This is a genomic window from Martinezella sp. CNPSo 3890, from assembly GCF_057784455.1.
The window spans coordinates 164416-182334 of record NZ_JBXSOR010000004.1 but is presented as its reverse complement, the minus strand read 5'-3'; the positions used below and the strand labels follow the sequence as shown (position 1 = coordinate 182334).

Sequence of the window (17919 nt, the reverse complement as noted above, 5' to 3'; positions counted from 1 at the left end):
TTATTGAACCTGCCGACCAAGGGAGGATGGCATGCTGCATCAGAAGATCGTGGAATCTCCGTTCAAACTCAAATATGGCAACTATATTGGCGGCGAGTGGCGCGAGCCGATCGCGGGCAAGTATTTCGACAACCTCACGCCGATAACAGGCGGCAAGATCTGCGAGATACCGCGCTCCGACGAAAAGGACATCAACGCCGCGCTTGATGCCGCCCATGCAGCCAAGGACAAGTGGGGGCGGACGTCTACCACCGAGCGCTCCAATATCCTGATGAAGATCGCCCAGCGCATGGAAGACAAGCTGGAAGTGCTGGCGCAGGCTGAAAGCTGGGACAACGGCAAGCCGATCCGCGAAACCATAGCGGCCGATATCCCGCTCGCCATCGATCACTTCCGCTATTTCGCCTCCTGCATCCGTGCCCAGGAAGGCTCGATTGGCGAGATCGACCACGATACCGTCGCCTACCACTTTCATGAGCCGCTCGGCGTCGTCGGCCAGATCATTCCCTGGAACTTCCCGATCCTCATGGCCGCCTGGAAGCTTGCGCCGGCACTGGCCGCGGGCAACTGCGTCGTCATCAAGCCGGCGGAACAGACACCCGCCTCGCTATTGGTCTGGGCCGAACTGGTCGGCGATCTCCTGCCGCCGGGCGTACTCAATATCGTCAACGGCTTCGGCCTCGAAGCCGGCAAGCCACTCGCCACCAGCCCGCGCATTGCCAAGATCGCCTTTACCGGCGAGACGACGACGGGCCGGCTGATCATGCAATATGCCAGCCAGAACCTCATCCCCGTCACGCTCGAACTCGGCGGCAAGTCGCCGAACATCTTCTTTGCCGATGTTGCGGCCGAAGACGACGATTTCTTCGACAAGGCGCTCGAAGGCTTTGCGATGTTCGCGCTTAACCAGGGCGAGGTCTGCACATGCCCGAGCCGAGCGCTGATTCAGGAATCGGTCTACGACCGCTTCATGGAGCGTGCCGTCAAGCGCGTGGAAGCCATCAAGCAGGGCAATCCGCTTGATGCCGCAACCATGATCGGCGCCCAGGCATCGAGCGAGCAGATGGAGAAGATTCTCTCCTATCTCGATATCGGCCGGCAGGAAGGCGCCGAAGTCCTGACGGGCGGCGCGCGCGCCGATCTCGGCGGCGAGCTGTCGAGCGGCTACTACATCAAGCCGACCATCTTCAAGGGCCACAACAAGATGCGCGTGTTCCAGGAGGAAATCTTCGGTCCGGTCGTATCGGTCACGACGTTCAAGGATGAGAGGGAAGCGCTTGAGATCGCGAACGATACGCTCTACGGCCTCGGTGCCGGCGTATGGACCCGCGACGGCAATCGCGCCTATCGCTTTGGTCGCGAGATCCAGGCCGGCCGCGTCTGGACGAATTGCTATCACGCCTATCCGGCCCACGCCGCTTTCGGCGGCTACAAGCAATCGGGCATCGGACGTGAGACGCACAAGATGATGCTCGATCACTATCAGCAGACCAAGAATATGCTGGTGAGCTACAGCCCGAAGGCTCTGGGCTTCTTCTGAGACCTCCCAACAAAGCTAGGAAGGCTCCCGGCTGCGGCCGGGAGCCTTCGAGTATTCGCACATTCGGGATGGAGGATCATCATGGACGATAATGGATCGGAACCGCGGGTGCTTGCGACCGAGAAGGCACTTGAGCTTATCCGCGAGATACAGCAAGACCATCCCGATATCCTGTTTCATCAGTCGGGCGGGTGCTGCGATGGCTCTTCGCCGATGTGCTATCCGGCAGACGAATTCATGATTGGCGACAACGACGTCAAGCTCGGCGAGATCGCCGGTATGCCCGTCTATATCAGCGGCAGTCAGTGGGAGGCGTGGAAACACACGCAGCTCATCATCGATGTCGTACCGGGACGCGGCGGCATGTTCTCGCTCGACAATGGGCGGGAGAAACGATTTCTCACACGCTCGCGCCTCTTCGGCGGTGGCGAAGCCTGCGCAATCCCGGACATCAGCCGTGCGCCGCTGCAATAGGCGGGGCCATAAACGGCGTGTAGTATTCGCCTAATACCTGCGACCGCAGACACTTTGCTAAAGTGCCGTCCGTTGGTTTTCAGGGAGGAAGACGATGCCAGCAGCAAAGATCCTGATGATTACAGGTGATTTCACCGAAGACTACGAGACCATGGTGCCGTTCCAGACGCTGCTTGCCTGCGGCTACACGGTCCATGCCGTCTGCCCTGGCAAGAATGCCGGCGAGACGGTGGCAACGGCCATTCATGATTTCGAAGGCGATCAGACCTATTCCGAGAAGCGCGGTCATAATTTTGCATTGAATGCGACATTCGCCAGCATCCGCGCCGAAGATTACGATGCGCTCGTCATTCCGGGCGGCCGTGCGCCGGAATATCTGCGCCTGAATCCAGACGTCACCAAGGCTGTTCAGCACTTCTTCGAGGCGGGCAAGCCGGTTGCCGCCATCTGCCACGGCGCGCAGCTGTTAGCCGCGGCCGGCGTCCTCAAGGGACGCACCTGCTCGGCCTATCCCGCCTGCCGGCCCGAGGTGGAGCTTGCCGGCGGCATTTATGCCGACATCGCCATCAATGATGCAGTTGCCGACGGCAACCTCGTGACTGCACCGGCATGGCCGGCGCATCCGTCATGGCTGCGCCAATTCATGGCCGTGCTGGATGCCAATGCCTTGTCGTCAGCAAACGCTGCTTGAACTTGAGGGGAGACGCGCATGTGCGAATTGTTCATCAAGGCCGATGCCAGGCTCTGGGAAAGCACCACGCGCTCCCTGCGCATCGATGGCATGGTGACCAGTGTCCGGCTGGAAAATTTCTTTTGGTCGAAGCTGGAGGAAATCGCGCGACGTGACGGAATGAATGTAGTGCAGCTGATCACCAAGCTGCACCACGAATCCATCGACGCCGGCCACGATCTCGGCAATTTCACCTCGTTCCTGCGGGTGTGCTGCGCCCGCTATCTCGACCTGCAGCTGGCCGGCGACATTTCCAGCGATCTTTCCCAGCCGATCGCTGGCGTGGACGCGCCCGCCATCCTCGGTCGCGAGCGCCTGAAGTATCATTGAGCGTATTGCTATGCAGCGCCCGAGAGCCGGTTCTCGGGCGTCTTTGCATCCGACAATCGTTCGGCAATCAGCCGTGCCGCCGCATCAGCAGCGGTTTCCATGTAGCTCGGATCGCGATGGAGCAGGACCACCGCAAATGAACCGTCGAGGAGCAGCATGATCTGGCGCGCGAGCGGCAGGGCATTGTTGCCCGCGCCCGCCTCCACGAAGACCGATCCCAGCCACTCCTCAACCCGCTTCTTGTGAGCGCGCGCCGCAACCAGCGCGGGATGGCCGGGAAGGTTGATGAGTTCCACCGAAGTCCGCAAAAAACCACAGCCCTTCCATTTGGCGCTGCGCGCCGATTGCGCCAGCTGGCGGAAAATGCTGGCAACCTTTTCTGAAATGTCGCCTTCGGTTTCTTCGAACCAGCGTTTGAAGAAGGCAAGGTTCGGCTCGTCGCGCGCCTGCAGATGGGCGGCGATCAGGTCGTCCTTGCTGCGGAAATGATAATAGAGGGTGCGCTTGGTGACGGCTGCCTTCTCGGCGATGGCGTCGACACTGATCGCGCGGATGCCGTCGCTGTGGAAGAGTTTTGCGGCGGCCTGAAGAATACGCTCGCGTGTCGGCAGGGAACTGTCTCTCATGGTTCAATGTATACCGGGTAGTGAATATACACAACGCGGCGATCGTCCCATCTTGACGCCCATGAGCCAGCAACCTCGACCATCCCTGAATGAAGACAGTCTTTCGATTTCCATCCCCTGTCGGGATGACGTCGTTCTCGGTGGCCGCCTTTGGCTGGCGGAGACGAAAAGGCCGGAAGGCAGCGTCATCATCAACCCGGCCACCGGAGTTCTCGCACGCTATTATCACCGCTATGCGCAATTCCTGGTGCGGCATGGGTTCGATGTCCTGACCTTCGATTATCGCGGCATCGGCCAGTCGCGTCCGCAACGGCTGCGTGGGTCCCGTTATCGCTGGCGGGATTGGGGCGAGCAGGATTTCGACGCCGCGCTTCGGCTGATGTCCGATCACCGCCGCAACGGTCCGCTTTTGGTGGTGGGTCATAGCGTCGGCGGATTCCTGCCGGGATTGGCTGAGAATGCTCCGGAGATAGACAGGATGCTGACGGTCGGAGCTCAATATGCCTGGTGGGGCGATTACATGCGGAGCAGGCGGGCCGCTCTATTCCTCAAATGGCATGTCGCGATGCCTGCGATGACTGCGCTCTGCGGCTATTTCCCGGGCCGGCGGCTTGGCTGGCTGGAGGATCTGCCGAAAGGCGTGGCAAACGAGTGGAGCTTTCGTGGCCCCAGGTTCGAGCGCAGCCATCCTGCGGGCGAGAGGCGGGAGGTGCTGCGGCGAATGAGCGCCGTCAAAGCATCGATCCTGGCCGTTGCGGTTTCGGACGACGAGCTTGGCACTGTACCGGCAATTCGCCGCACACTGAATTATTATACGGGCGCGCAACGCCAGTCGGTGCTGCTCCGTCCGGCTGATTTCGGTCGGGACGCAATCGGCCATTTCGGCCTCTTTCACGAGAGCCATGCCGCCGGTTTCTGGGTCGATACGCTGTCCTGGCTTCGGGAAGGTCGCAATCCCTGGCCGGCATCTGAGCTGAAATAGCAAAGCCGAATGTCCGCATCGGCTCACCACTTTGCGCTTGTTGCATCGGCTGATTGTCTCGGGTAGATGCCATTCACAGATCGTGAATGAGACGAAAGCTAGGCATTTGCCTGCTTTGGAATACTCAAGAAACTTGCAGAATGGAGTTTGGCATGACCAGCCAAAATGACGAATATGTCTATGACGAAGTGACCGGCGAGTGGCGACCTGCCGCGGAGGTGGCAGCGGCTGCCGTCGTTACGGAGCTTGTCGTTCACGATGCAAGCGGCAACGTCCTCGCTGATGGCGACTCCGTCACCCTCATCAAGGATTTGAAAGTGAAGGGCGCCAATCAGACTTTGAAGCAGGGTACCGTTATCAAGTCGATTCGACTGACCGACAATCCTGAAGAGGTCGATTGCCGTTACGACGGGATCAAGGGTTTGGTTCTTCGCACCGAGTTCATACGCAAGCGCTAGAACTGTTCCTCCCTCTTCGCAATTGCAAAATTGAACGATATCGGGCTGATTATCCGGATTCCCGAATTGTAAAATTGGAAATTGGTGCTTATCTCCTTTGCTGGATGCTTTTACATAACCTGCACGGGTATGTAACGGTTGCAGGCCGGCTGGGGGATTATGCATGCATCTTGAAGACTATGCCGCACTCGGCCGCTCGGAGTTGCGCGTCAGTCCGCTTGCGCTCGGAACCATGACTTTCGATAAGGGGTTCATTCGGCATTCGCATGAAAATCAGCCTGCGGCGATCCTGACGCGCTATCTCGAACTCGGTGGCAATTATCTCGATACAGGCAACGGAGCGATGAAAGCGGGCGGCCAGACGGTCGTCGGCAGCTATGTCGCACAAAACTCGATCCAGCGCGATCGTCTTGTCATCGCCGCCAAATTCGATGTCGCGCGACATGGCGAAAGGCTTGGCCGCAAAGCTGTGATCGACGGCTTCGAGGAGACGCTTCGTCGGCTGCGCACCGACTATCTCGACCTCTATTGGCTGAACAATTGGGACATACAGGCGCCTTTGGAAGAAATGCTGGAGGCGCTCCACGATCTCGTTCAGTCGGGAAAGCTGCGTTATTTCGGCATTTCAGATACGCCGGCCTGGAAGGTAGCGCATGCCCATCTCCTGTCGCAGTCCAACGGCTGGGCTCCATTCATCGGTTTGCAGATCGAATATTCGCTTGCCGCACGGCTGTTTGAAATCGAGCTCATTCCCTTGGCGCGCGGGTTGGGGCTTGGCGTCGTCTCGCATTCGCCATTGAGCGGCGGCCTCATCAGCGGCCGATATACGCGTGCCAACAATGCGGGCGCAAGAACAGGGCATGCGGCGCAATTGATGCAACGGCCCGACGAACAGGATCTTGAAATCGTCGACGCCCTGTTCCGCGTTGCCGATGAACTCGGTACGACAACCGCACGCGTCGCCCTTGCCTGGGCAATGGCGCGCCTTGGCGTATCTTCGACGATTATCGGCGTCCATACGCTGAAGCAACTCAATGAGGATATCGGTGCGCTCGAAGTCCGGCTCTCGCCCGAACAGACAGCGACGCTGGATGCGCTTACCATTCCGAATCCAGTGACGGCCCTGCCGTCGCCGTTGTACAACGCCGCGCCCCTGTGCTGCGTCGATTGAACTCCCAGCACGTGTTTGAGGAGTTAGTGTAACGAAGTCGCATTACTTCAAATGCCAGCGTGTGCTTAATTTCGGTAATACTTAAAGTAATTTCATTAATATTGATGTCTTACGCTAGCGGTTGGATAGCTCAACCGATGGTTACCGATGTCAGAAGCAGGAAGACCGCCCCATATTCCGGCCCTAGATGGATGGCGTGGACTGGCCGTCTTTCTGGTGTTGATGGGTCATTTCGGCGGTGACAACTACCTGCCCGGTCTTGGATCCGCCGGTGTTGATCTATTTTTTGTCCTCTCAGGACGGCTTATGGCCGAGATCCTTTTCGTCAGGGAGATGCCTTTGGGCATTTTCTTCTTTCGGCGTTTCAGCCGCGTCTATCCGACTTTGTTTATATTTGTTTTGGTGAATGCAGCGATCTTCTCCTCAACGTCGCTTGCACCCGATCTTGCGGGTGTGCTCGCCGCGCTTTCTTTCACGCTGAACTACTTTATAATTACGAGCCATACTTTCATTTCGATATTCGATCACATTTGGTCATTATGCGTCGAAGAGCACAGCTATCTTCTGCTCGGACTGCTGGCCTTTGGCTTGCGCGATGCCGGCAACAAATTCGTGGGATTTTCCCTGTTGTTACTTGGTCTTACCGCACTTGCCACCGGCATTTTGCAATATGACGTTTACGGGCAAAATCCATTTATCGTCTTTTGGTCGAGCCAAGTGGCGGCAGCGCCAATTTTGATTTCTGCCGCGTTGTTCCTGCTGATCGGGCAGCGAAGCTGCGGATTATCCCTGGAATGGTTGGTACCTTTGATATTTTTCTGCGGCTTGGCCGCACGCTTGTTCGCGGACGCCGCCTGGCTGTTTTTTGGCGTTAAAACCTTGTTGCTGGCGATCAGCGTATGTTCGATCGAGAGTGCTACTCGCTTCTCTAAGATTTTATTTGAAGGCTCTGCCATCCGGCGACTTGGGCGGATGTCGTTCTCAATATATTTATGGCAGCAACCGTTTTACGTACTGGCTCGGCTAGATCGCTTGGCCGAACTGCCTGCGCTTGTCATAGCCGTATGCCTCGGGTTGCTTAGCTACTATCTGATCGAGCAGCCGGCACGCACGGGATTGAATGCGTGGTTCGAAAGAAGCAAGCGGCAAAATGCCGTCTCTGAGACCGGTTGAAAAGGGCGCGATCACCTTTGATCGCGCCCGATATCTTGCATCAAGCGATGTCGAAGCGGTCGGCGTTCATGACCTTGGTCCATGCCGCAACGAAGTCCTGGACAAACTTCGTCTCGGCATCGGACTGGCCGTAGACTTCGGCGATCGCGCGCAGCTGCGAGTTGGAGCCGAAAACGAGATCGACGCGCGTTGCGGTCCACTTCACGTCGCCGGTTGCCCGGTCACGGCCTTCGAAGACGTCCTTGGCATCCGAAACCGCCTTCCACTCCGTGCCCATGTCAAGCAGGTTCACGAAGAAGTCGTTGGTCAGCGTTTCCGGACGCTTGGTGAAGACGCCATGCTGGCTCTGACCGACATTGGCGTTCAGCACGCGCAAGCCGCCGATGAGGGCGGTCATTTCCGGCGCCGTCAGCGTCAGCAGCTGTGCCTTGTCGATCAGCAGCTCCTCGGAAGAGACGGTGTAGGCCTGCCGCTGGTAGTTGCGGAAGCCATCGACGATCGGCTCGAGAACGGCAAAGGCCTCGACATCGGTCTGTTCCTGCGTCGCATCGGTACGGCCGGGAGCGAAGGGGACGACCAGGTCATGACCGGCCTTCTTCGCAGCCTGTTCGATAGCAACCGAGCCGCCGAGAACGATCAGATCGGCAATCGATACCGTCTTTCCACCGGTCTGAGCATCGTTGAACTTCTTCTGGATGCCTTCAAGCGTTGCCAGCACGGAAGCGAGCTGGGCCGGCTGGTTGGCTTCCCAGTCCTTCTGCGGAGCAAGACGGATGCGAGCGCCGTTTGCACCACCGCGTTTGTCCGAGCCGCGGAACGTCGAAGCTGAAGCCCAGGCGGTCGAAACCAGCTGCGGGATGGTGAGACCCGATGCAGCAATCTCGGCCTTGAGGACAGCGACATCGTTGGCATCGATCGATGCGGGACCGGCAGCCGGGATCGGGTCCTGCCAGATGAGCTCTTCGCTCGGCACTTCCGGACCGAGATAACGAACACGCGGCCCCATGTCGCGATGGGTCAGCTTGAACCATGCGCGGGCGAAGGCATCGGCGAACTCATCCGGATTTTCGAAGAAGCGGCGAGAAATCTTCTCATAGGCCGGATCGAAGCGCAGGGCGAGGTCGGTCGTCAGCATCGACGGCGCATGACGCTTGGACTTGTCGTGCGCGTCGGGGATCGAGCCGGCGCCGGCGCCGTGCTTCGGCACCCACTGATGCGCGCCAGCAGGGCTCTTCGTCAGTTCCCATTCATAGCCGAACAGGTTCCAGAAGAAGTTGTTGCTCCACTTGGTGGGCGTCGAGGTCCAGGTGACTTCGAGACCGCTGCCGATCGTGTCGCCGCCCTTGCCAGTGCCGAAGCTGTTCTTCCAGCCGAGGCCCTGTTCTTCGATGCCGGCTGCTTCCGGCTCGGGGCCGACATGGGCGGCATCGCCTGCGCCATGCGTCTTGCCGAAGGTATGGCCGCCGGCGATGAGGGCGACGGTCTCCTCGTCGTTCATTGCCATGCGGGCGAAGGTCTCGCGGATGTCGCGTGCGGCTGCAAGCGGGTCCGGATTGCCGTTCGGTCCCTCAGGATTTACGTAGATGAGGCCCATCTGCACGGCTGCGAGCGGGTTTTCCAGATCGCGATCGCCGCTGTAGCGCTTGTCGCCGAGCCAGGTGTCTTCCGCGCCCCAATAGATGTCTTCTTCCGGTTCCCAGACATCTTCACGACCGCCGCCGAAGCCGAAGGTCTTGAAGCCCATCGATTCCAGCGCAACGTTGCCCGTCAGGATCATGAGGTCGGCCCAGGAGATGCTATTGCCGTATTTCTGCTTGATCGGCCAGAGCAGGCGGCGGGCCTTATCGAGGTTGACGTTATCCGGCCAGCTGTTGAGCGGAGCGAAACGCTGCGTGCCGGAGGAGGCGCCACCGCGGCCGTCGCCCGTGCGGTAGGTGCCGGCGCTATGCCAGGCCATGCGGATGAAGAGCGGACCGTAGTGACCGAAGTCGGCTGGCCACCAATCCTGCGAATCCGTCATAAGGGCGGTGAGGTCCTTCTTCAGGGCCTCCAGATCGAGCTTCTTGAATTCCTCGGCGTAGTTGAACGCCTTGCCCATCGGGCTGGAAAGGGCCGAATTCTGGTGAAGAATCCGAAGGTTCAGCTGATTCGGCCACCAGTCTCGGTTCGAACGTGCGGAAACGCTCGTGTTTCCATGCGGAAACGGACATTTGCCGGCAGTTTCGACTTTTGTATCCATGATACTCTCCCTTACGATGATTTGATTTGTGACGACCGGAGAAGGAGCTTTGCCAGCCCGCCGGAAAATGGCCCGGTTCTAAAACGGATATGGCAGCGACATGTCAGACGCATGAATCTCTCGTTGTTCTGGCCTCGCGTGAAACGGAGACGTGGAAGCAGGCAAAGCTTGGGTCCCCTGCCTTCCGACCGGCCCGTGCATCGATGAACTGAGCGTAGTCATTGCTCTCGATATGAGCTTCGTATGACAGGCGGCCGCATCTCATCTCTGCTGCGGCACTATAGCCAAGCCTTTCCATTAATTTAAGTTGGATTTCCTGATTGGCGCGATAAGATGGGCTTATGGCAAACTTCACGCTCAAACAGCTTCGCTATTTCGAAGCGCTGGCTCGGCTCGGCCACTTCGGACGTGCGGCCGATCTATGCGCGATCTCCCAGCCCGCCTTGTCGATGCAGATCAAGGAGCTGGAGGAGCAGCTCGGCACGGACCTCTTCGAAAGAGGCGCGCGCCAGGTCCGGCTGACCAATTTCGGGGAAGCTTTCGCGATTCGCGTCCGCGACATCCTGCGCTCCGTCGACGAGCTGGGAGATCTTGCCCGCGCATCGCATAATCAGCCCGTGGGACGGTTGCGGATCGGCATCATCCCCACGGTCGCGCCCTATCTGCTGCCGAGCATCATCGGCAACCTCACCCGTATCTATGACGGGCTTGATATCCATGTGCGTGAGACCCTGACCTCGAAACTGGTCGAGGAGCTGGAGGAGGGGAGGCTCGATACCGCGATCGTCGCCCTGCCGATCTCCGAAACATCGCTCACGGAAGTGCCGCTATTTGCCGAAAACTTCATACTCGTGCGGCCGAGCGAGGACGAGGGCAAGCCGGTGCCCAACCGGGAGGCGCTTCGCGAAATGCGGCTGCTGCTCCTGGAGGAAGGGCACTGCTTTCGCGACCAGGCGCTCTCCTTCTGCAACATCCATTCAGCCTTGCCGCGGGAGCTGATGGACGGTAGTTCGCTATCGACGCTGGTGCAGATGGTCAGCGCCGGTATCGGCGTCACTCTGATACCTGAGATGGCGGTAGCCGTCGAAACCCGCTCGGCCTCGGTGTCGACGGTGCGCTTCCAAAGCCCGCAGCCCTCACGCACCATCGGCATGATCTGGCGCAGGACGAGCCCTCTCGCCAAGCAGCTTCTGCAGATTTCCGAAGTGGTCCGTGAGGCGGCCGATGCCATGCGCGAACAACACGATTCAATCTGGCGCGCGCAAGACCTGGAGCTCGAAGGGCGATTGCAACCGCCGGCTGCTCGCCGTCCCGGCTTTGGCACCATCGATGATCCGGCTTCGCATCGGTAAGCTCCGCATTGCGCATTAACACTATTTGGATCTTTTCCACAGAAGGTGATATTTCAAACGATTGAAAATATTTTAATCGTTTAAATATTTTAATAGCTTGATTTACAAAGAAACTCCTCCATGTCATGCCAGTAACGCATGACAATGGAGGTCGTGATGCAAGAGCTTGAAAGCGTAAGAAATGAAATTCCTACGTATGTGATTGATCGCCTCGAAAATGAATGGCGGGTAATGCAGACTCGGAATGTGCAGCTGGAAACCGGGCTGCGGACTGAAACGCCTGCAAATACAGCGCCTGCAACGGGCGATAGTCGCGGATCGCTCGATAAGTAGTATTTATGAATGCAGGAATCGCACTGCTCTCGCAGGCCTGGCGGCGCTATTGAAGGCGTCGCATTGCGCTTTTTCCATGACATTCCAGAAAACGAACCAGCCCCGGCTTATTGCCAGGGCTATCGTTTATTGTCGCGTCGGCGGTTCCTCGTGCGATCGAGATAAGAATAGGTTCAGGCGTCGAGATAACGCTCGGTCAGGCGTGCCCACATCGCCGCACCGACGGTGAGGCTTCCGTCGGCGAAATCATATTTGGCGCTGTGGAGAATGGCCGAATTCAAGCCATTGCCGAGGCGCAGGAAGCTGCCGGGCTTATGCTCCAGATAATGGGAGAAATCTTCGCTGCCGGGAATCAGGCCACAGGTGGTGACTTTATCAGCGCCGACGAGCTCCTCGGCAACCATCCGCGCGAATTCCGTTTCCTTCTCCGAGTTGACGACGACCGGATGACCGTGGACATAGTCGATCTCTGCACTCGCACCATAGCCATCCGCGATAGAAGCCGTCAGCTTGCGAATACGGGCTTCAAGCAGCTCGCGCACCTTCGGATCGAAGGAGCGGACCGTGAGCAACATCTTCGCGCTCTCCGGAATGACGTTCGAAGCCTCGCCAGCGTGGATGGCGCCGACGGTCACGACCGCCGTCTGCGTCGGGTCGACACTGCGGGCAACGATCGTCTGCAGACTAACGACGAGGTTGCATGCGACGACGACGGGATCGATGGTCAGATGCGGGCGTGAAGCATGGCCGCCCTTGCCTGTGATGGTGACCTCAACTGTGTCGGCGGCGGCCATCAGCGGGCCGGAGCGTAACAACCACGTACCTTCCGGCGCGCCGGGGTGATTGTGCAGCCCATAAATGACGTCGAAGGGAAAGCGTTCGAAGAGGCCATCCTTGATCATAGCCGGAGCGCCGCTCACCGCGCCCGCCTCTTCGGCCGGTTGGAAGATCAGGTTCACAGTGCCGTTGAAGCGGCGGGTGCGGGCGAGATATTCGGCAGCTCCGAGCAATATGGTGGTATGGCCGTCATGGCCGCAGGCATGCATCTTGCCGGGCACCTTGCTGGCATAGGGCTTTCCAGTCTGCTCGGTGATCGGCAGCGCGTCCATATCGGCGCGGATCGCGATGCTCTTCTTGCCGGCTCCTACCGTCATGCGCGCAACGACGCCATGGCCGCCGACATTGCGCGTCACCTCATAGCCCCAGCCCTCCAGCTTCTCGGCGACGAAGCGCGCCGTTTCCGCCTCCTCGAACGACAGCTCGGGATGGGCGTGCAGATGCTGGCGAATGTCTGTCAGTTCGGCCTTCATCGGCTCGAAGTCGGAAAGGCGGGCGAAATCGTTGTCGAGGGTCATGGCTATTCCAATGGTTCGCTTGAGCCGCCATCCGCCATAGAGCGTGCGGGCTTCACTGATGATATGTGTGTCGCGCTAGATGAAGCGCGACAGGAAGCTTCTGGTGCGCGGATGCTGCGGATTGCCGATCACGTCCTCCGGTTTGCCCTGTTCGACGATCTTGCCGCCATCCATGAAGACGACACGGTCGGCAGCCTCGCGGGCAAAGCCGATCTCGTGGGTGACGACGATCATTGTCAGGCCCTGTTTGGCAAGGTCACGCATGGTGGCGAGCACTTCGCCGACCAGTTCCGGATCGAGCGCAGACGTCGGCTCGTCGAAGAGCATCAGCTTCGGCTTGATCGCCAGCGCTCGGGCGATTGCAACGCGCTGCTGCTGGCCACCGGAAAGCTGGCGCGGATAATTGTTGGCCTTCGCCGAAAGCCCGACGCGATCAAGCAACGCCAGCGCATTCTCCGTTGCTTGCTTGCGACTTTCGCCATGGATGCCGATCGGCGCCTCGATGACATTCTGCAGCGCCGTCATATGCGGATAGAGATTGAACTGCTGGAACACCATGCCGATCTTGCGCCGCTGCAGTGCGATCGCATGGTTGGAGAGCTTGACCAGCCGGCCCCTGTTCAACCGATATCCGATCTGTTCGCCGTCGACTTCGATCGAACCACGATTGATCGCTTCCAGATGGTTGATGCAGCGCAGGAAGGTGGATTTTCCCGACCCGGAGGGGCCAAGGATGACGACCACTTCGCCTGGCATCACATCGAGGTCGATGCCTTTCAAGACTTCGAGATTTTCGAAGGACTTATGGACGTTGCGCGCCTGTACCAGTGGGCTGACGTTGACGGCTGAGTTCATCGGAGCGTTCATTGGCCCGCCTCCTGTGCCGGCACGAGCGCGGGCGTGCTCTCCGTTGCCGCCTTCGTCCCGCCGGTGCGGCGATCGGCGCGGCTGTAATAGCGCTCGATATAGCTCTGGCCGATATTGAGCACCGAGGTAATCAGCAGATACCAGATGACGGCGACGAGCAGCATCGGAATGACTTCGAAGGTGCGGTTGTAGATCGACTGCACGGAGTAGAGCAGGTCGGCCATGGCGATGACGCTGACAAGCGAGGTCGCCTTGATCATGCTGATGAGCTGGTTGCCGGTTGGCGGCACGATGGAGCGCATGGCCTGCGGGATGATGATGCGGCGCAGAGCCCGGATTCTCGTCATTCCGAAGGCCTCGGCGGTCTCGAACTGGCCTCTGTCGACGGAAAGCAGGCCGCCGCGAATGATCTCGGCCATATAGGCGGCTTCGTTGAGGGCGAGGCCGGCGATTGCCGCCGTCATCGGGCTGATGACGGAATTCGTGTCCCAGCTGACGAAGGTCGGGCCGAATGGAATGCCGATCGACAGCGTCGGGAAGAGCGTCGAGAGATTGTACCAGAAGATCAGCTGCACGAGCAGCGGCGTACCGCGGAAGAACCAGATGAACAGGGACGCAAGTGTGCTTGCCAGTCTATCCTTCGACATGCGGGCAATCGCCAAAAGCAGGCCGAAGATGATGCCAAGCGCCATGGCGACGACGGTCAGACCGAGCGAGACATAGAGGCCGCTGATGACGACGGGATCGAAGAAGTACTGGGCGACAACATGCCAGCCGAAGTTTTCATTGTGGGCGACCGACCATGCCCAATAAGCCGCGATTGCGAGGGTGACGATCCAGGCCGCCACACGGCCTTTCGGGAACGGTGTATGGGCATTCGCCACATCCCGTTCCGACGCATCGCCGGAAGGCGATGCGATATCCCTGGCATTCGTGCTCATTTCGGCAACATTCCGCCAAGATTGATACCGGGTTCCTTGATCATGTTGTTCTCAAGGCCCCATTTTTTCATGATGGCGGCATAGGTGCCGTTGTCCATCAGAAGTTTGATGGCGTCCTTCAGAATTGGGCCGAGCGGAGACCCCTTAGGCACGACGGCGCCCTGATAGAGATCCTCGAAGCCGTTCTTCTGGCCGACGCCGGTGAGCTCCAGCTGACCGTTGGCCTGCGAGACGAAATAGGTGAGTGGGGCCTGCGAGGAGAAGAAGGCATCCGAACGCTTTGAGCGGACGGCGAGGATCGAGCTCGGCTGATCGGTGAAGGACTGGACTTCGATCGCGCCCTTGCCATCTGTCTTGCATTTCTCGGCCTGAACCTGGATGACCTTTTCTGCCGATCCTCCGGCCATGACGGCGATGCGCTGGCCGCAGGCGCTGTCGAGCGAGGTGATGCCCTTCGGATTGCCTTTCTGGACGGCGAAGACGACGAATTCCTGTACCCAGTCGACGAAGTCATTGGCTTCCTCGCGGCTCTTGAAATCGCCGATCGGACCGAAGGCGAATTGATAACGGCCGGAGTTGATGCCGGCGAGGATCGCAGGCAGGCCGCTGACGCTTTCATGCTCGATCTTCACGCCGAGCACCTCGCCGATCGCATCGGTCAGATCGGCGCTGGCGCCTGTCAACTTGGTGCCGGTGACGATTTCATAGGGAGGGAAGGAGCCGTTGTTGACGGAAATCATCTTACCGGAGGTGCGGATCGCCTCTGGCAGCTTGGCCTGCAGGTCCTTGTTGACCGAAAGTTTCGGCAAGCTCGCATCCTCGGCGAAGGCAGCGCCCGACATCATCAGGCTTGCCAGGGCGACGTAGGTCATTTTCTTCAGCGACATGTTCATTCCCCTTTTTTGCTTTGCGTCTCTGATTTTCAGTTGGTGGTCAGGCAGCGCTCGTCCGGCTGCCGTCGACGTCGAACGGGAAGAGTTCCTCCGGCGTCATCAGCCGCGGCAAGATACCCTGCACATGTAGCTCCCCGGCGAAATCCGCGATCATCTTGCGGTTGGCGGCAAAGCCGCTCGCATCCCACCCTTCGGGCAGTTCGATTGCCGATTTCAGGAGTTCGTCGAGCATGAAGGGCGTGGTGTCGGCATATTTGCGCCGCTTGCCGAGCCACATGCGCTGCGATTCATCGATCAACCTGCTCAGTTCGGCGATGACCCAGGGATGCTCTGCGACGATTTCGGCCTTCACGCCGATCAGGTGCATACCCGGTACATAGCCCACATCGGCAAAATAGCGGTGTTCGGCAGCGCGGAAATCCGGCAGAAGCTGGCGGAAGCCGGAATTGCCAGCGAAATAGCCATCCGGCATGAAAGGCGTGAAGATCGCATCGAGCTCGCCGTCCTTCAGCAGGTCCACCATCGGCCTTTCGCCGGGTGCTGCTTCGATGCGGCCGGGGCGGCCGAAGCCGTCGAGGCGATCGGTGATCGGATGGGCTTCGGTGAGGCGGCCGGCGTACCACATGGCATCTTCGACGCCGACACCTTCGCGCCGTAGTGCTGCCCGAGTCCAGGTATTGCCGGAGTCGCGCCAGCCAGTTACGCCGATGCGCTTGCCGGCGAGCTCGGCAAAGCTTGTGATCGGGCTTTCCTTGGTGGTGATGACGCAGCGATGGCGGAAGCCGCGCATGATGAAATTCGGAATGCCGACGACACTTTCGTCACCGTCGATGCGCATCTGCGTGTAGCGGCTGAAGGACGTTTCCGCCGCGTCATAGGCGTCGCTCTTACCGACATGCGAGATCAGCGTGCCGACCCGGTCCGCCCTAATGTCGAGTTTTGGGGAAGAGACATCGCCCAGGACCAGAGGGGTCATGTAGTCCCAGTCACGAAGGGCAAGGCGGAGAGTAAGGGGCATGAATTCACTCGCGGGAAAACTTGTTTTCTCAACGAGTAAATGTTCAATATAGGTCGATCAAATGTTATTACGTTATTGAACATTAAAAATGGTGCGAAAATGAGCGAAGAGCGGGATGCGAAATGGTTTGCCTCGAAATTGAGCGATCGGACCATTCGCGGCATCGCGCTCGAGACGAGCGCGCTCATCCGAGCCGGTGCCCTGCCTGTTGGCACCAAGCTGCCGCCGCTCCGCGACCTGGCCTTTGCCCTTGGTGTGAGCCCGGCTACCCTATCGGAAGCCTGGAGCGAGCTCAGACGCCAGAAGATCATCAGCGGGCGCGGCCGGAATGGCACATGGGTGAGCGGCGACCGCTTCATCGCCAAGCCGGCACGGCTGGCAAGCGTCGGCGACTACGGTTCCGATGCCCTCAATCTGACGGCAGCCGTTCCCGATGTGCAGCTACTGCCGAAGCTGGAGGCCGCGATGGCCTATGGCGCCTCGGCCGAAAATCTCAACAGCTACGAGCGCAGCCGCATCCTGCCGGAGCTTGAGCGCGAGGTCAGGAAGACATGGCCCTATGAGCCGGAAGCGTTCCTGGCGACCAATGGCGGCTATAATGCCGTCTATACCCTGATCAATGCCTTGGTCATGCCGGGTGCCGCCGTTGCGATCGAGGACCCGACGGGAATGCGGCTTCTCGATATTCTTGAGGATCGGGGTGCGCGCATCATTCCGGTGAAATGCGACCAGGATGGTCCGTTGCCGGCCTCGCTGGAGGAGGCGCTGAAATATCGTCCCGTCGCGTTCATCTTTCAGCCGCGCATCCATTCCGTCACGGGCCAGAGCGTGAGCCCTGCACGCATGGCAGGGATCGCGGAGATCCTTCGCGACAAGGATACGTTGATCGTCGAAGACGATGGTGTCGCCGACATCTCGATCTCGCCTCGCCATTCCATGGGGCATCTCTTTCCCGATCGGGTCATCCATATCCTGTCATTTTCGAAAACGCATGGGCCGGATCTGCGCCTCGCGGTCTTGTCGAGCTCGCGCGCGATTATCGACCAGATCCAATCCTATCGCAGCTTCAGCTCCGGCTGGACCAGCCGCATTCTGCAGGCGGCGGCTGCCTGGTTGCTGCGCGATCCGGCAACGGCATCATGCCTCGATCATGCCCGCAGGACCTATCGGGAACGCCGCGCAGGCCTCATCGATGCGCTTCGCGAGCGCGGCGTCGATGCGTGGCATGGAGAAGGACTATGTGCCTGGGTGCCTGTCTCGTCGGAGCCGTTCGCAATGGTGACGCTTGCCGCCCGGGGCATTGCAGTGCATCCCGGTGCCAAGTTCTCGATCCTGCCCAGCAGCCATTTGCGTGTCGCGACGGCCAAGCTCTTGGAGCGGCGCGAATATGTTGCGGATGCCATCGCACTTGCCGCCGTTCACACGTGAAGGGTGGAG

17 protein-coding genes are annotated in these 17919 nt (G+C 59.4%); 10 read left to right on the top strand and 7 right to left on the bottom strand.

Translation table 11 applies throughout. The features are described 5' to 3' along the window. The first annotated feature begins 31 nt into the window (after positions 1-31). The 4 genes from adh (at position 32) to AC13RC_RS13575 (ending at position 3074) form a co-directional block, all read left to right on the top strand. Entirely contained in the window at positions 32-1540 is a 1509-nt protein-coding gene (gene adh / locus AC13RC_RS13590; RefSeq protein ID WP_488557429.1) for an aldehyde dehydrogenase, read from the top strand. A gap of 81 nt (positions 1541-1621) precedes the next feature. Then, a complete protein-coding gene (locus AC13RC_RS13585; protein WP_488557428.1) occupies positions 1622-2014 on the top strand; it encodes a DUF779 domain-containing protein in 393 nt (130 codons plus the stop codon). Positions 2015-2108: 94 nt separating this feature from the next. Beyond that, positions 2109-2705 carry a DJ-1/PfpI family protein gene (locus tag AC13RC_RS13580; protein ID WP_488557427.1) on the top strand — a complete coding sequence of 199 codons (597 nt, stop codon included), beginning with the start codon at positions 2109-2111 and terminating at the stop codon, positions 2703-2705. An 18-nt stretch (positions 2706-2723) separates the two neighbouring features. Beyond that, positions 2724-3074, top strand: a complete 351-nt coding sequence (locus AC13RC_RS13575) for a ribbon-helix-helix domain-containing protein (protein ID WP_004124790.1) — start codon at positions 2724-2726, stop codon at positions 3072-3074. A gap of 8 nt (positions 3075-3082) precedes the next feature. Here the strand turns inward: AC13RC_RS13575 and AC13RC_RS13570 are convergent, their stop codons facing one another. Next, complete coding sequence (locus AC13RC_RS13570) at positions 3083-3700, bottom strand: TetR/AcrR family transcriptional regulator (RefSeq protein WP_488557426.1); 618 nt, start codon at positions 3698-3700, stop codon at positions 3083-3085. A gap of 61 nt (positions 3701-3761) precedes the next feature. Between AC13RC_RS13570 and AC13RC_RS13565 the strand changes: the two genes are divergently transcribed. The 4 genes from AC13RC_RS13565 to AC13RC_RS13550 all read left to right on the top strand — a co-directional run bounded on the left by AC13RC_RS13565 (position 3762) and on the right by AC13RC_RS13550 (position 7484). After that, the gene (locus AC13RC_RS13565; RefSeq protein ID WP_488557425.1) at positions 3762-4682 is read left to right on the top strand and encodes an alpha/beta hydrolase family protein; all 921 of its coding nucleotides are present in this window, start codon (positions 3762-3764) and stop codon (positions 4680-4682) included. A 140-nt stretch (positions 4683-4822) separates the two neighbouring features. Beyond that, positions 4823-5140, top strand: a complete 318-nt coding sequence (locus tag AC13RC_RS13560) for a zinc ribbon domain-containing protein YjdM (protein ID WP_488557424.1) — start codon at positions 4823-4825, stop codon at positions 5138-5140. A gap of 163 nt (positions 5141-5303) precedes the next feature. Next, complete coding sequence (locus AC13RC_RS13555; RefSeq protein WP_488557423.1) at positions 5304-6311, top strand: aldo/keto reductase; 1008 nt, start codon at positions 5304-5306, stop codon at positions 6309-6311. Between the two features lie 147 nt (positions 6312-6458). Beyond that, entirely contained in the window at positions 6459-7484 is a 1026-nt protein-coding gene (locus AC13RC_RS13550; protein WP_145318695.1) for an acyltransferase family protein, read from the top strand. A gap of 40 nt (positions 7485-7524) precedes the next feature. Here AC13RC_RS13550 and katG read toward each other — a convergent pair whose 3' ends face one another. Next, positions 7525-9723: a catalase/peroxidase HPI gene (gene katG, locus AC13RC_RS13545; protein WP_488557422.1), complete on the bottom strand. Its 2199-nt coding sequence runs from the start codon at positions 9721-9723 to the stop codon at positions 7525-7527. Positions 9724-10064: 341 nt separating this feature from the next. Between katG and AC13RC_RS13540 the strand changes: the two genes are divergently transcribed. Next, positions 10065-11075 (top strand): LysR substrate-binding domain-containing protein, encoded by a 1011-nt coding sequence (locus AC13RC_RS13540; protein ID WP_113329694.1) that lies wholly within the window; start codon positions 10065-10067, stop codon positions 11073-11075. A gap of 506 nt (positions 11076-11581) precedes the next feature. On the opposite strand, the gene AC13RC_RS13535 is transcribed toward AC13RC_RS13540, so the two are convergent. From AC13RC_RS13535 to AC13RC_RS13515, 5 genes are all read right to left on the bottom strand, one after another. Beyond that, complete coding sequence (locus AC13RC_RS13535) at positions 11582-12763, bottom strand: M20 aminoacylase family protein (protein ID WP_488557421.1); 1182 nt, start codon at positions 12761-12763, stop codon at positions 11582-11584. Positions 12764-12838: 75 nt separating this feature from the next. After that, positions 12839-13630 (bottom strand): amino acid ABC transporter ATP-binding protein, encoded by a 792-nt coding sequence (locus AC13RC_RS13530; RefSeq protein WP_488557420.1) that lies wholly within the window; start codon positions 13628-13630, stop codon positions 12839-12841. Continuing rightward, positions 13627-14571 (bottom strand): amino acid ABC transporter permease, encoded by a 945-nt coding sequence (locus AC13RC_RS13525; RefSeq protein ID WP_183808976.1) that lies wholly within the window; start codon positions 14569-14571, stop codon positions 13627-13629. The genes AC13RC_RS13530 and AC13RC_RS13525 overlap by 4 nt, the downstream gene beginning before the upstream one ends. Beyond that, positions 14568-15458: an ABC transporter substrate-binding protein gene (locus AC13RC_RS13520; RefSeq protein ID WP_183808977.1), complete on the bottom strand. Its 891-nt coding sequence runs from the start codon at positions 15456-15458 to the stop codon at positions 14568-14570. The genes AC13RC_RS13525 and AC13RC_RS13520 overlap by 4 nt, the downstream gene beginning before the upstream one ends. Positions 15459-15504: 46 nt before the next feature. Then, entirely contained in the window at positions 15505-16482 is a 978-nt protein-coding gene (locus AC13RC_RS13515; protein WP_488557419.1) for an ABC transporter substrate-binding protein, read from the bottom strand. A gap of 99 nt (positions 16483-16581) precedes the next feature. Between AC13RC_RS13515 and AC13RC_RS13510 the strand changes: the two genes are divergently transcribed. Then, on the top strand, positions 16582-17910 hold the full coding sequence (locus tag AC13RC_RS13510) for an aminotransferase-like domain-containing protein (RefSeq protein WP_183808979.1): 1329 nt from the start codon (positions 16582-16584) through the stop codon (positions 17908-17910). Positions 17911-17919 lie beyond the last annotated feature (9 nt).

What these genes read in the sequence shown, in the direction of transcription:
- AC13RC_RS13565 (WP_488557425.1), top strand. Translation starts at nt 3,762, where the DNA reads ATGAGCCAGCAACCTCGACCATCCCTGAATGAAGACAGTCTTTCGATT.
- AC13RC_RS13570 (WP_488557426.1), bottom strand. Translation starts at nt 3,700, where the DNA reads ATGAGAGACAGTTCCCTGCCGACACGCGAGCGTATTCTTCAGGCCGCC.
- AC13RC_RS13540 (WP_113329694.1), top strand. Translation starts at nt 10,065, where the DNA reads ATGGCAAACTTCACGCTCAAACAGCTTCGCTATTTCGAAGCGCTGGCT.
- AC13RC_RS13510 (WP_183808979.1), top strand. Translation starts at nt 16,582, where the DNA reads ATGAGCGAAGAGCGGGATGCGAAATGGTTTGCCTCGAAATTGAGCGAT.
- katG (WP_488557422.1), bottom strand. Translation starts at nt 9,723, where the DNA reads ATGGATACAAAAGTCGAAACTGCCGGCAAATGTCCGTTTCCGCATGGA.
- AC13RC_RS13555 (WP_488557423.1), top strand. Translation starts at nt 5,304, where the DNA reads ATGCATCTTGAAGACTATGCCGCACTCGGCCGCTCGGAGTTGCGCGTC.
- AC13RC_RS13575 (WP_004124790.1), top strand. Translation starts at nt 2,724, where the DNA reads ATGTGCGAATTGTTCATCAAGGCCGATGCCAGGCTCTGGGAAAGCACC.
- adh (WP_488557429.1), top strand. Translation starts at nt 32, where the DNA reads ATGCTGCATCAGAAGATCGTGGAATCTCCGTTCAAACTCAAATATGGC.
- AC13RC_RS13515 (WP_488557419.1), bottom strand. Translation starts at nt 16,482, where the DNA reads ATGCCCCTTACTCTCCGCCTTGCCCTTCGTGACTGGGACTACATGACC.
- AC13RC_RS13525 (WP_183808976.1), bottom strand. Translation starts at nt 14,571, where the DNA reads ATGAGCACGAATGCCAGGGATATCGCATCGCCTTCCGGCGATGCGTCG.
- AC13RC_RS13560 (WP_488557424.1), top strand. Translation starts at nt 4,823, where the DNA reads ATGGAGTTTGGCATGACCAGCCAAAATGACGAATATGTCTATGACGAA.
- AC13RC_RS13550 (WP_145318695.1), top strand. Translation starts at nt 6,459, where the DNA reads ATGTCAGAAGCAGGAAGACCGCCCCATATTCCGGCCCTAGATGGATGG.
- AC13RC_RS13535 (WP_488557421.1), bottom strand. Translation starts at nt 12,763, where the DNA reads ATGACCCTCGACAACGATTTCGCCCGCCTTTCCGACTTCGAGCCGATG.
- AC13RC_RS13530 (WP_488557420.1), bottom strand. Translation starts at nt 13,630, where the DNA reads ATGAACGCTCCGATGAACTCAGCCGTCAACGTCAGCCCACTGGTACAG.
- AC13RC_RS13520 (WP_183808977.1), bottom strand. Translation starts at nt 15,458, where the DNA reads ATGTCGCTGAAGAAAATGACCTACGTCGCCCTGGCAAGCCTGATGATG.
- AC13RC_RS13580 (WP_488557427.1), top strand. Translation starts at nt 2,109, where the DNA reads ATGCCAGCAGCAAAGATCCTGATGATTACAGGTGATTTCACCGAAGAC.
- AC13RC_RS13585 (WP_488557428.1), top strand. Translation starts at nt 1,622, where the DNA reads ATGGACGATAATGGATCGGAACCGCGGGTGCTTGCGACCGAGAAGGCA.